At 42.1% G+C, this 10,818-nt stretch carries 18 protein-coding genes and 2 pseudogenes; 16 read left to right on the forward strand and 4 right to left on the reverse strand.

Annotated features, from left to right (window positions below):
• Window positions 1–74 precede the first annotated feature (74 nt).
• The 8 genes from PX481_RS18285 to PX481_RS18320 all read left to right on the forward strand — a co-directional run bounded on the left by PX481_RS18285 (window position 75) and on the right by PX481_RS18320 (window position 2,789).
• Window positions 75–314, forward strand: coding sequence for a hypothetical protein (locus PX481_RS18285; protein ID WP_288095346.1), 240 nt, complete (start codon window positions 75–77; stop codon window positions 312–314).
• Entirely contained in the window at window positions 314–742 is a 429-nt protein-coding gene (locus PX481_RS18290) for a putative toxin-antitoxin system toxin component, PIN family (protein ID WP_190358718.1), read from the forward strand. The genes PX481_RS18285 and PX481_RS18290 overlap by 1 nt, the downstream gene beginning before the upstream one ends.
• 69 nt (window positions 743–811) lie before the next feature.
• Window positions 812–949, forward strand: a complete 138-nt coding sequence (locus PX481_RS18295; RefSeq protein WP_080602242.1) for a DUF4926 domain-containing protein — start codon at window positions 812–814, stop codon at window positions 947–949.
• Between the two features lie 150 nt (window positions 950–1,099).
• Entirely contained in the window at window positions 1,100–1,348 is a 249-nt protein-coding gene (locus PX481_RS18300) for a hypothetical protein (protein WP_002738017.1), read from the forward strand.
• Complete coding sequence (locus PX481_RS18305) at window positions 1,341–1,751, forward strand: type II toxin-antitoxin system VapC family toxin (protein ID WP_002750647.1); 411 nt, start codon at window positions 1,341–1,343, stop codon at window positions 1,749–1,751. Before PX481_RS18300 ends, PX481_RS18305 begins: the two co-directional genes overlap by 8 nt.
• A 188-nt stretch (window positions 1,752–1,939) precedes the next feature.
• On the forward strand, window positions 1,940–2,179 hold the full coding sequence (locus PX481_RS18310; RefSeq protein ID WP_002750644.1) for a hypothetical protein: 240 nt from the start codon (window positions 1,940–1,942) through the stop codon (window positions 2,177–2,179).
• Window positions 2,179–2,607, forward strand: coding sequence for a putative toxin-antitoxin system toxin component, PIN family (locus PX481_RS18315; protein WP_002763576.1), 429 nt, complete (start codon window positions 2,179–2,181; stop codon window positions 2,605–2,607). The genes PX481_RS18310 and PX481_RS18315 overlap by 1 nt, the downstream gene beginning before the upstream one ends.
• On the forward strand, window positions 2,604–2,789 hold the full coding sequence (locus PX481_RS18320) for a hypothetical protein (RefSeq protein ID WP_125731736.1): 186 nt from the start codon (window positions 2,604–2,606) through the stop codon (window positions 2,787–2,789). The genes PX481_RS18315 and PX481_RS18320 overlap by 4 nt, the downstream gene beginning before the upstream one ends.
• Here PX481_RS18320 and PX481_RS18325 read toward each other — a convergent pair.
• On the reverse strand, window positions 2,757–3,080 hold the full coding sequence (locus PX481_RS18325) for a type II toxin-antitoxin system VapC family toxin (RefSeq protein ID WP_331852486.1): 324 nt from the start codon (window positions 3,078–3,080) through the stop codon (window positions 2,757–2,759). The two genes, PX481_RS18320 and PX481_RS18325, sit on opposite strands and share 33 nt — an antisense overlap.
• A gap of 300 nt (window positions 3,081–3,380) precedes the next feature.
• Window positions 3,381–3,608: a type II toxin-antitoxin system Phd/YefM family antitoxin gene (locus PX481_RS18330; protein ID WP_002763578.1), complete on the reverse strand. Its 228-nt coding sequence runs from the start codon at window positions 3,606–3,608 to the stop codon at window positions 3,381–3,383.
• 156 nt (window positions 3,609–3,764) lie between these two features.
• Here PX481_RS18330 and PX481_RS18335 point away from each other — a divergent pair, with 156 nt between their 5' ends.
• The 4 genes and pseudogenes from PX481_RS18335 to PX481_RS18350 form a co-directional block, all read left to right on the forward strand.
• A complete protein-coding gene (locus tag PX481_RS18335) occupies window positions 3,765–4,007 on the forward strand; it encodes a hypothetical protein (protein ID WP_002763580.1) in 243 nt (80 codons plus the stop codon).
• 138 nt (window positions 4,008–4,145) lie between these two features.
• Entirely contained in the window at window positions 4,146–4,364 is a 219-nt protein-coding gene (locus tag PX481_RS18340; protein WP_223213100.1) for a hypothetical protein, read from the forward strand.
• Between the two features lie 44 nt (window positions 4,365–4,408).
• A complete protein-coding gene (locus tag PX481_RS18345; protein WP_002763585.1) occupies window positions 4,409–4,789 on the forward strand; it encodes a type II toxin-antitoxin system VapC family toxin in 381 nt (126 codons plus the stop codon).
• A gap of 87 nt (window positions 4,790–4,876) precedes the next feature.
• A pseudogene (locus tag PX481_RS18350) lies at window positions 4,877–5,045 on the forward strand (IS30 family transposase); the annotation flags it as partial.
• Window positions 5,046–5,073: 28 nt separating this feature from the next.
• Here PX481_RS18350 and PX481_RS18355 read toward each other — a convergent pair.
• Window positions 5,074–5,526, reverse strand: coding sequence for a hypothetical protein (locus PX481_RS18355; protein ID WP_061431049.1), 453 nt, complete (start codon window positions 5,524–5,526; stop codon window positions 5,074–5,076).
• Window positions 5,527–5,757: 231 nt separating this feature from the next.
• On the opposite strand from PX481_RS18355, the gene PX481_RS18360 reads away from it, so the two are divergent.
• A complete protein-coding gene (locus PX481_RS18360; protein ID WP_288095351.1) occupies window positions 5,758–6,609 on the forward strand; it encodes an alpha/beta fold hydrolase in 852 nt (283 codons plus the stop codon).
• A gap of 536 nt (window positions 6,610–7,145) precedes the next feature.
• Here PX481_RS18360 and PX481_RS18365 read toward each other — a convergent pair.
• Window positions 7,146–9,110 carry an FAD-dependent monooxygenase family protein gene (locus PX481_RS18365; protein ID WP_288095353.1) on the reverse strand — a complete coding sequence of 655 codons (1,965 nt, stop codon included), beginning with the start codon at window positions 9,108–9,110 and terminating at the stop codon, window positions 7,146–7,148.
• Window positions 9,111–9,231: 121 nt separating this feature from the next.
• On the opposite strand from PX481_RS18365, the gene PX481_RS18370 reads away from it, so the two are divergent.
• From PX481_RS18370 to PX481_RS18380, 3 genes and pseudogenes are all read left to right on the forward strand, one after another.
• Window positions 9,232–9,474: a hypothetical protein gene (locus tag PX481_RS18370; protein WP_002763591.1), complete on the forward strand. Its 243-nt coding sequence runs from the start codon at window positions 9,232–9,234 to the stop codon at window positions 9,472–9,474.
• Window positions 9,475–9,481: 7 nt separating this feature from the next.
• A complete protein-coding gene (locus PX481_RS18375; RefSeq protein ID WP_288095355.1) occupies window positions 9,482–10,297 on the forward strand; it encodes an LmeA family phospholipid-binding protein in 816 nt (271 codons plus the stop codon).
• Window positions 10,298–10,534: 237 nt separating this feature from the next.
• A pseudogene (locus PX481_RS18380) lies at window positions 10,535–10,818 on the forward strand (GerMN domain-containing protein); the annotation flags it as partial.

Below are 10,818 nucleotides of genomic sequence, written 5' to 3' on the forward strand. Positions count from 1 at the left end.
AGGCGAACCGAAAACCTTCTCCATTAAGGACCGGTGTTAAACTGATTAATCATGCTGGTGTCTAGAATTGACCTATGCCGAACTTAACCTTAAGCAACGAACAAGTGATCGAATTAGTCAAACAACTCCCCGAAGACCAGAAACGGGAAGTTTATAAAATTCTCATCCTCAGTCAGTCGGACCGATGGGAATCCTTGTCTAACTACGCCATTGACAAAGCTCGAATCGTGGCGAAAAAACGTGGCTATGATTGGGATACCATGACGGAAGAAGAAAAAGAAGAGTTTATCGATAATATCGTTCATGAAAAATAGTGGCTCCCATTGTCGTTTTTGATACTAATATACTAATTTCTGCCTTGCTTTTCCCTGGTGGGAGTCCACTTCTGTGCGTGTCTATGGCGAGAAACGGGCGGATACAATCGGTAACTTGCCAAGAAATTTTAGATGAGTTTTCAGAAAAGCTTATTGTAAAATTTACACTTTCTGAAGAAAAAACCGAGGAAATTATGGAAGAAGTTTGCCAATTTTCTCGAATTGTCAGAATTAATCAAGAGCTTGCCCTAGTATCTGCCGATCCCGATGACGATATGATCATAGAATGTGCGATCGCTGGGAAGGCGACCCATATTATCACGGGAGACAAACATCTTCTTTCACTGGTTGAATATCAAAATATTCAGATCGTAAAAGCAAAAGATTTTCTAGATTTCTTAACTCGAAATAATAACCATCAATTATGAACTTTACTCAATGTAATTTTACTACAAGATATTCCCGAAGAAAGATTATCCCCAGGAGACGTTGGAACATTGGTAGAAAAACATCAAATTGAGGGATTAGAAACGGGGTATAGTGTCGAGTTTTTCGATAGGTTGGGAAAAACGATTACTGTTGTCACCATGGCCGAAAATTCCCTCCGTTTCCCCACCCACGAGGATCGACCTTGACTCTACAGGACTGATATTTTCCCATCTTTAGCAGAATATCGGCATCTAGAAGAGGGTGCGATCGCACGGCAGTTATAGTTGAGAGGGTGTGTTACACTAGCCTTAAGGCACTGTGTAGGCCGTAATCGAATTACTTCTCAACAATCCATTATGATAAAAAATCTACGAGTTAGTTATGATGGAATGGTTTTCCGTCCCGAAGAAAAGATTGAATTAGAACCCAATACCCATTACATCATCCAAATTATTTCTCGGGAAGATCCACTAGAAAATAACCATAAAAATGCTTGGGAACTGTTAGAAGAAATGGCTGGCACCTATGAAGCTCCAGAAGATTGGTCAAGGGAACACGATCATTATTTATATGATACTCCCAAAAGAAATATAAGCGATGAATAAGTCCAAACTTTTTTTAGATACGGTCTTTATCCAAGCAATTCTCAATCCTCATGATCAATATCATCAAATTGCTATGCAGTTCCTCCCCTATGTAAAAAATGCAACAGCAGTTTGGGTTACTGAAGCCATTTTTATGGAGGTTGGTAATGCTCTTAGTCATTACAATCGTCCTAAGGTTTCTGCCTTTATCAAGCAATGCTATCAAACCGATAATTTATTCGTTGTTACTATCACTTCTACTCTTTTTCAAAAAGGCTTAAAGCTCTACGAATCAAGATCTGATAAAAGCTGGGGATTAGTAGATTGTTTTTCTTTTATTGTTATGGAAGAAAATCAAATTACCGACGCTTTAACTTCAGATGTTCATTTTATTCAAGCAGGTTTTCAAGCTTTACTACGATAATTAATTAGCGATCACCATTTAGTTAAAGATATAATTTTACGGCAAGCGCGAAGATGAAAGGATTTTCTAGGCCGATAATTTCTCGATTCTAACCGATCGAAGCCCGGAAGGTGTAGGCGAACCGAAAACCCTCTCCATTAAGGACTCGTGTTAAACTGATTAATCATGCTATTGTCTAGAAGCGACCTATGCCGAACTTAACCTTAAGCAACGAACAAGTAATCGAATTAGTCAAACAACTCCCCGAAGCACAGCAACAGGAACTATTTAGATTCCTCATCCAGCGTCAGTGGGGAAATATGGAAGCTATAACCGATTACGGAAGCCAACAGGCAAAAATCGTCGCAGCAGAACGCGGCTACGATTGGGATACCATGACGGAAGACGAAAGAGAAGAATTTATCGATGAAATCGTTCATGAGAAGTAGTGATTTATACTGTTGTCTTCGACACAAATATTCTCATATCTGCTGCGCTTTCTAAAAGCGGTAGCCCGAATAGTTGTTTTTCCCTAGCCCAAAGCAAACTGATTCGATCGGTCACTTGTCCAGAGATTTTAGGCGAATTATCCGAAAAACTTCTACTAAAAATCAAATTTCCTGAAGAACGAGTTAGAAAATACATTGAGGAAATTTGTGATGCTTCTAGCATTGTTTCTATAGGTGGAACACTTAGAGCCGTTCCCAATGATCCCGATGACGATATGATCATAGAATGTGCGATTGTTGGCAATGCGACCCATATTATCACGGGGGACAAACATCTTCTTTCACTGGTTGAATATCAAAATATTCAGATCGTGAAAGCAAAAGACTTTCTGGACTTTTTAGATCGAAATAATAACCATGAATTATGAACTTTACTCAATGGGATTTTATTAAAAGATATTCGCGAAGCAAGATTATCCGCAGGAGACGTGGGAAATTGGTAGAAAAACATCAAATCGAGGGATTAGAAAGGGGTTATAGTGTCGAGTTTTCCGATAGGTTGAGAAAAACGATCGCCCTACCAAAGACGTTGAATACCGTACCGATCTAAAATAGTATCTACACTAATAATCGGAATATTTTCAACAATGGCTTGAGCTACCAGAAGGCGATCAAAGGGGTCTTTATGATAAAAAGGAAGGGTGATCAGCGCATCCGTATGTTCTGGTGTGATGGCAAGGATATTAAATTGATATTGATTAAGGCATACGTCGATAAAATCTTTGTAAGATTGATGTAAAATGAGTTTACCGATACTGATTTTGATGGCGATTTCCCAATAGGATGCTGGGCTGATTAATATTTCGTTATTTTGGTTAATAATTAGGGTTTGCTGAATAATGGTAAAACCCTTTTAAAATAAGGCTTTTGACCTGTTAAAATCCGATGTTCATGCTGCGAAAATCCGATTGGGACTCTCAAAAACCTTGCATTATCCCTCTCGTAGTACATAAATTGGTACAAAAAAAAGAGGGCAACAAAGCCTGAAATGACCAGCTACTGACTCCTGACTCCTGACTCCTGACTCCTAACCCCACCAACAAACTTTTTCAGCAAACCCTAATTAGTTGATGGGCGGCGCTACTTAGTGGGGATTCGTTGAGTGTGTACCAAAGCAGAGTATGGGTATCGATTAGACATTTCAATGCAGATACTCCGCAAAGTCTTGTAAGTGTTCTTCATCATCGGCCACGATGGTAATCATTCCTTTACATAGGCCAGGCCCCGGACGTTGGGGAGATGTGGGGGTTTGCCCGATTAATTTGGCTAGTGGGAGATTATTATCGGTAATCAACAATTCTTCCCCGGGTTTGAGATTGTATATCAGTTCGGGCAGTTTGGCTTGAGCTTCTTGGAGAGAGACAATCATAATTTTACGGCAAGCGCGAAGATGAAAGGACTTTCTAGGCCGATAATTTCTCGATTCTAACCGATCGAAGCCCGGAAGGTGTAGGCGAACCGAAAACCTTCTCCATTAAGGACCGGTGTTAAACTGATTAATCATGCTGGTGTCTAGAATTGACCTATGCCGAACTTAACCTTAAGCAACGAACAAGTTATCGACTTATTCAAACAACTCCCCGAAGCACAGCAACGGGAAGTTTATAAAATTCTCATCCTCAGTCAGTCGGATCGATGGGAATCCTTGTCTAATTACGCCATTGACAAAGCTCGAATCGTAGCCAAAGAACGCGGCTATGATTGGAATACCATGACGGAAGAAGAAAAAGAAGAGTTTATCGATGAAATCGTTCACGAACCATCATAATATCGACCGAATTACAAAGGAGCATATTTTACCATAAATATTACCTTATCTCCCGAATTAGAACAATTAATTAACTCTCAATTAGCGACAGGGAAATATAATAGCGTTGAAGATTTATTGAAAGACGCTTTGTTAAATTTGGCGGACAAACAAAACCGTCAGGCTTTAAGCAAAAAAGTTAAAGAACTCTTCGATAAAACTCAATCCTTACCCGGCGTTCAGGATATTACCGAAGAAGAGATCGCCGAAGAAATTGAAGCGTACCGAAGAGAGGACTTAAAAGAAAAATGGGCTAAATGGTTTCAAGAAGTTGAAGAAATGGAATTGACCGCCTCTGAAATTAGTGAAAAGGACTAGGAAAATCTTTTGATGGATAAATATAAACAACAGGGATTGATCCTATGATCCTGTGCGATACTGCCCCTTTATTCTGTTCGGTAGATAAATCTCAGCCACGACATCAAGCAGTTAAAATTTTGATCGAGAATGAGTCCTCTTATCTAATAACAACTTGGGCTTGTTTTACCGAATCCATGTATCTCTGCTTGCAACGTGGGGGATGGTCGATGCAAGCTCAACTCGGTAAATTGCTATTGAAGAAAATGGTACGGTTAGCCTCGATCGAAGAAAAAGATTATCCTCGATTACTGTCACTGATGGAAAAATATAAAGATCGCCCAATGGATTTAGCTGATGCGACTTTAGTCGTAACGGCTGAGAATTTAAAAATCAAACGAATTTTAACCTTCGATTCCGATTTTTTCTCGGTCAGCATCATTTAATCTGGTCATTGTCCTTGCCTCTGTTGATCAATTTCTTCTTCCTTTATATCCTGTTTTCAGTATTTCTGCAAAACTGAGATGCCCCCTCAGAAAATCGGGGCAGATTTTTTTTTTGCTACTCCTTATCATTCTTGGGAGAGGGGGATTAAACGAGCATAATAAGGGACTCTTAAGACAATTCTTGCCCAAGAAGACGAATTTTAAAATCCTGAAGCCAAAGGAGGTAGAAAGAACCCTAAACTTAATTAACAATCGAGGTGGCTCCATAACAGCTTAAGCTAGAGCTAGTAAATATAAATAGCACCCTGTTGATTGATGTTAAAGGTGGTATAACCGGGGGTACTCCCCGGAACTTTGGTGACAGTAATCGTGACTAAATTATCATCATTGACCTCTACGGCATAGATTAAACTAGAAGAATAGGGATCTGCGGCGGCATTAGCCCGATTAATCAGAATATATGCTGGAATTACCAAACCTCTTAGGTTTGTCTCCGTACCTGGAGATAATAATTGGGGAGAGGAATTAATATTGGCCGATAGGTCATAATTGAGGTCAATATCGGTTTGATTGATGATTTTAATCTCCACGGGACGACTCGTATTCACCCTAGCAACAGGCTGCCAAGGACCGGGTTGAAAGGTGGTAGCGGGGGGATTTTGAGCGGGTAGAGAGGGGGGAAAAGCTAATCCCAGACTGAAGACGAGGGAAAGAGTTAAAAAGCGATCGCATTTCATAGATGAATCCTAGTCTAAGGTTTTCATCCTATTTTAGGGAAGTATCTCCAGTGTTTTATACTTGAGTAGAAGCTTTTGAAATTGTCTATAGCAGTGAGTGATCAGCTATCGGGGGAAGATCCTAAGCTTCCCCGATTTTGCTCTATAAACAAGGCTAAATACACCTTTTTTTCTCTAGAAGTTTCCCTAGTAACCCCTATCAACGGTTTAATTTAGGTTGAGATTGATTATATGCCTACCATCGACATATCGGGAGTATCCCACAGTTACGAGTTATTTTCGCCCCGAGCGGATAAACCGGTTTTAGTCTTTATACACGGTTGGCTGCTGAGTCGTCACTACTGGCAGCCTTTGGTAGATATTCTCTCCCCGGATTATCCCTGTCTAGTCTATGATCTCCGGGGCTTTGGCGACTCCCAAAAAATCACCTCTAACAGTCCTCCTAGCAGTTATAACCTTGAATCCTACTCCCAAGACGTTATTACCCTTCTTAACCGCTTAAACCTCGATGCTGCTTGGTTAGTTGGTCATTCCCTCGGTGGTAGTGTTGCTTTGTGGGCCGCGGATAGCTGTCCTGAAAGGATTAAAGGGGTAATCTGTATGAATGCCGGCGGTGGCATCTATCTAAAGGAGGAATTTGAGCGATTTCGGGAAGCCGGAAGACAGATTTTACAGAGAAGACCGCCTTGGTTGCCCCGTGTTCCCTTTATTGATGTTTTATTCTCGCGGATGATGGTCAAGCAAACCCTAGGTAAAAAATGGGGCAAACAGCGCGTGATTGATTTTGTCCGGGCCGATTACCAAGCGGCCCTAGGGTCACTTTTGGAAACCACCACTATCAGCGAAGTTCATCTTTTACCCCAGATTGTCTCCCGTCTCCCGCAACCGGTCTATTTTCTGGCGGGGAAAGAGGATAAGATTATGGAAGTTAAGTACGTTAACCATCTGGCCAGTTTTCATCCTTTGTTTGAAACTGGCAGCAACGTCATTGAGTTATCCGATTGTGGTCATTTTGCTATGCTGGAACAAACAGCAGCGGTGGCCCAAAAGATGATGGCTATTTTACATCAGCATCGCAGTTAGAACCTTTAGGTAAGCGCATTCTTGAACTTTTCCAACAGTTTCTTAACTCCACAAACAGTGAACTAATACTAAATCCGTTGAGTATAGGCTACTTAAGTAGGTAGGCACAATTATTTGTAGGATGGGTTAGCGGTAGCGTAACCCATGCGGGCGTTGGGTTTCATGCTTCAACCCAACCTACGTTCTAAATCCGTTGAGTATAGGCTACTTATGAAGACAGGCAAAAGGCACTCATGCAAAAGGCAAAAGTGGAAATAAATAATCAGTCTTTAATAACTGGATTTAGTGTAAAAACTCAAATCTGATCCCCGATAGCTGTCTGGGAGTCTCCTACTTAGGGTTGGCTGAATAAATGTGAAATATAGACGAGGTAAGGGTTTTAGATGCCTGTTTCGCTCCCACAGGTGCAAGATTTTGAGAGAATCGTGGTTCAAAACCTTGCATCTTCGGGGCGAAGCATTTCGGATAGGAAATCTACGGTTTCAGCGATAGGTTATGCCCGAATGCTTCGCCCCTACTTTTTCAGCAGACCCTACTTAATGTCTTAGGCCATAATTAAAACTCAATAACTTTAACCAGAGGCGAGGATTGTCTTTTTCTAGCCAGCTTTGGGAGTTTTTTAACCATTGGGAAACCCAGGGACCGAAAAGCAGATTTTTGACTCCATCAAGGCTAAAATCGAGATAGGAACCCAACCAACGAATTAAATCCTGACTGCCAGCCATTTCTGCTATCCATAACAGTAAAGCGGGGTTTTTTCTGGCCGCTTTAATTGCTAAACGGCTAAAGGTCAACCAATCGGTTTTATCCTTAATAAAAGTTTCGGAAATCTCCGGCGGTTCGTCGGCCAATAAACCGAAAAATGTGTTTAACATGGCGTTAATTCTTTGGGGTGGTAAGGTTTTTCCCGTGGGAACCATCATTCCTTTAGAAAATAACCAAGTTACCGCCACATTACTTTGATAGGCCCGCACGTTTTCTAGGTCTTTAGCTGTTAGTAAATCGTGTTTCAAGGCCAGATCCAAAAGATGGGTTAAGCGCTCTAAATTACGCACCAAAGAACCGAACCCAGTAAAAATTAAGGGTGATTGCAGGGAGGCGGCATCACCGATGGCTAAAATGCGATCAAAGGAGACAATTCGATCTTTTTTCCCTGTGCTAAAATGCCCCGGTATATAACCAAAGGTGGGTTTTTTCCAAGTTAATTTTTCTGGGTCACACTGTCGATATTCGGGTAAAATAGTAAAGAAATCTTCGTACATTTCCAACAGAGAACCGGGGTTATCGGGATGGACTTGATGATAGTGAAATAGATAGAAAGTTAATTCTCTTCCTTCCCCCGGAAATAATTCCCAAATTAATTGCCTACCTTTAGAAATATCGCCATGGGAATTTAAGACATCGCCATAGTGAGAATCCCACACCACCGGATCGAATCCTTCTACTACTGCCCCCACCGTCGGACAGACACTATCAAAGGCACGCACTCCGTTTAATTGCCAGGCAATGGCAGAAGCGGAACCCATAGCATCAATCAATAAACGACCTTTTATCTGTTGAATTTCTCCACCATGATTAAGGGTGACAGTAACACTATTGGCGGTAATATCAGCCTTGATAAATTCGGTTTGATCGAGAATTTTACCGCCATGATCCTGTATTTTTTTACCGCAGGATTGCAGCAATTTATCGGAATTAATGGCGATATTTAAAACCGTGGGAGTATGGAGAATCTCCGCCTTCAGATGGGGTGGATTATTGCCATCAAAAAACTTATTAAAGCCATCGATGTATTCTTGGAAGATTAATTCCTCGAATTCTTCGGCAGTAAATAAGCCTAAATTAATTAAACTTTGAAACTCCGATCGAGAGATATTCCATTCCCGATTCATCCGTCCGAAAGGTAGTCTTTCTACTAAGAGGACTCGATAACCTAATTTGGCCATCTGTGCCGCATGAATTGCCCCCAAGGCACCACCAATATAAATTAAGTCGTAGGTGATGGGATGATCATTTTCCTCACTACTAGAGAAAATTACTGGCTGCGGTTGTTGGGGATTTTTGGCACTGTCGCGCCAACGTTTTTCCCACCAATACAAACGTTCTAAGTCTGCCTCTCCTTGGGGCATTTTGCGGAAGTAGTGAACCGTTAGGGGATAGTCCGCTTCTAAATCTGTAAAAATTGAGTGATTTTTTTGATCGATGTTTGGTATCGTGCTAAACTGCGGCGGAAAACGCTTTTGTAAAGCTCGATCGAGCTGCCGAGTCAGGGATGTTTCTTGATCATGCGATCGCTCACCCCAGCGGAAAACTTTTAAATAAGTAGTCCGTTGCAGCGTCCAGACAAAAATCGATAATTCGATCGCCTCCGATAAGCGCAATCTCACCCCGTTAGGTGTATTTGTCTTGACACCGCTTGCAGGTTGCCAATCGGATTGTAACCACTGACAAACGGCGATCGAGTCGGGAGTCGGAATTTCTCTGTAAAGTATCTCTCTCATCTTGATTTAGCTATTACACCTAAAAATCGTCTGATTACGCTAGACTACACAAAAAGTTTTCTGAAAAAAGTTTAAAAAACTTTACATACCTAGATTAATACACAGCCAGGACCATCTGATTATGAATTATCCCATCCCGACTACCCCCGAAGAAATTGCCGCCCTCCGACAGCGCCCCGTGGACGAGGAGATGATCGCTGCCGTGATTGCGGGAATTATCAGAATGGCCCGCGCTCAGGGTCAATCTCTCGATGATCTGACTGAAGAAATTCTCGCAGAAGACCCGATTTTAGATCAAGTGCAACGACGTTGGTTAAGTCAGCTTTTGACTAATGCTTGGCAAAATTTAGCTGGATGGGTGTAATTGAGCGATGGAATGGCTAACAATCACTCTCGCTAGTGTTTTGACCCTGTTAACTCCCGCAGGGGCAATTATTGATACGGTTTTAGCCCATACCCTTCGCTCCCAAGTCCAAAAAGTGGAACAATTAGCCGTCAGGGTCGATAATACTCCCAATTATCAGGCTCTGCAAGGCAAAATCGATCGAGTTCGCATTTCTGCACGGGGAATTTATCCCCTTGCTGATGTTCGCATTGAGAAGATCGAGCTAGAAACTGAGCCAATTAGCCTCGATTTGCGGCAATTACAGCAAAAAAACAGCAGTTTAGCCGCCGCACTGCGCCGACCGGCTGCGGGAGCATTGCATCTTGTCCTCACGGAAACTAATGTTAATCAAGCTTTACAATCGGCAGCGGTCAAAGAACAAATTCAGACCCTGATTAATAATCTGATTCCCTCTAGGGAAGAATTTGGTAGCACAAAATATCAACTTAGTCAAGCAAATTTTAACTTTCTTAATAATAATCGAGTCGCTCTCAGCCTGCAGCTGGAGACCCAACGGCCAGACGAACCGGCAGCCAGCCTCGATCTGAGCTTAGAAGTGGGATTTAAGCTAGTGCAGGGGCGAAAAATCGAGCTTATTGACCCCACAGCCACTCTTAATGGTCGTCGCATCTCCTCGCGCCTTCTCAAGGGGTTTGCCGAGGGTATATCCACCCAGTTAGATTTAAAAAACTTCGAGAAACAAGGAATTATCGCCCGCCTTCTCCAATTGCAGATCGACGATGATAAGCTGAGTATAGCCGCCTTTGGCAGCATCAAGCCTCGATCGGGGAACCCCAATTAAATTTAACGGTCGGAAAACAGGAGATCGGAAGTGGGAATTATGAATTATCAATTATGAAGTGGGGTGGTGGGGAAGTGGGGAAGTGGGGAGACCACTTCGTGCGCGTTGCGGGGGGAGAATAAAAGCGTTCGACTGCTCACTTAAAACTGATAACTGCTCACTTAAAACTTAAAACTTAAAACTGATAACTGATAACTTAAAACTGATAACTGATAACTGATAACTAATAACTGAATTATGCCTAGTTCTCGCTCTAGTGATAAAATCTCTTTGCCTTGGATAATTGGTATCGGCCTCGCTTTATTTACTGCTGGTGGGGCCACTGCTTGGTTTGCCGTCCATCACCTATCTTCCTCCCAGAAAACCAGCGAAAACCCGATTGAATCTCCCACTCCAGCGCCGATAAGTCAATCACCAATTGTTGAACCGGTTTCTCCCGGTCCAGTGGAGACAAGTCCAACAGCAACTCCTGCAGCTATTCCTGTTAGGGAAACTCGACAGGTTTATTGGTTAAAAGTGAC

Source organism: Microcystis sp. M53603_WE2 (assembly GCF_030065435.1).

Coding starts and splice junctions, on each gene's coding strand:
- PX481_RS18360 (WP_288095351.1), top strand. CDS start 5,758: ATGCCTACCATCGACATATCGGGAGTATCCCACAGTTACGAGTTATTT.
- PX481_RS18285 (WP_288095346.1), top strand. CDS start 75: ATGCCGAACTTAACCTTAAGCAACGAACAAGTGATCGAATTAGTCAAA.
- PX481_RS18375 (WP_288095355.1), top strand. CDS start 9,482: ATGGAATGGCTAACAATCACTCTCGCTAGTGTTTTGACCCTGTTAACT.
- PX481_RS18300 (WP_002738017.1), top strand. CDS start 1,100: ATGATAAAAAATCTACGAGTTAGTTATGATGGAATGGTTTTCCGTCCC.
- PX481_RS18365 (WP_288095353.1), bottom strand. CDS start 9,110: ATGAGAGAGATACTTTACAGAGAAATTCCGACTCCCGACTCGATCGCC.
- PX481_RS18320 (WP_125731736.1), top strand. CDS start 2,604: ATGAACTTTACTCAATGGGATTTTATTAAAAGATATTCGCGAAGCAAG.
- PX481_RS18370 (WP_002763591.1), top strand. CDS start 9,232: ATGAATTATCCCATCCCGACTACCCCCGAAGAAATTGCCGCCCTCCGA.
- PX481_RS18355 (WP_061431049.1), bottom strand. CDS start 5,526: ATGAAATGCGATCGCTTTTTAACTCTTTCCCTCGTCTTCAGTCTGGGA.
- PX481_RS18305 (WP_002750647.1), top strand. CDS start 1,341: ATGAATAAGTCCAAACTTTTTTTAGATACGGTCTTTATCCAAGCAATT.
- PX481_RS18330 (WP_002763578.1), bottom strand. CDS start 3,608: ATGATTGTCTCTCTCCAAGAAGCTCAAGCCAAACTGCCCGAACTGATA.
- PX481_RS18345 (WP_002763585.1), top strand. CDS start 4,409: ATGATCCTGTGCGATACTGCCCCTTTATTCTGTTCGGTAGATAAATCT.
- PX481_RS18335 (WP_002763580.1), top strand. CDS start 3,765: ATGCCGAACTTAACCTTAAGCAACGAACAAGTTATCGACTTATTCAAA.
- PX481_RS18310 (WP_002750644.1), top strand. CDS start 1,940: ATGCCGAACTTAACCTTAAGCAACGAACAAGTAATCGAATTAGTCAAA.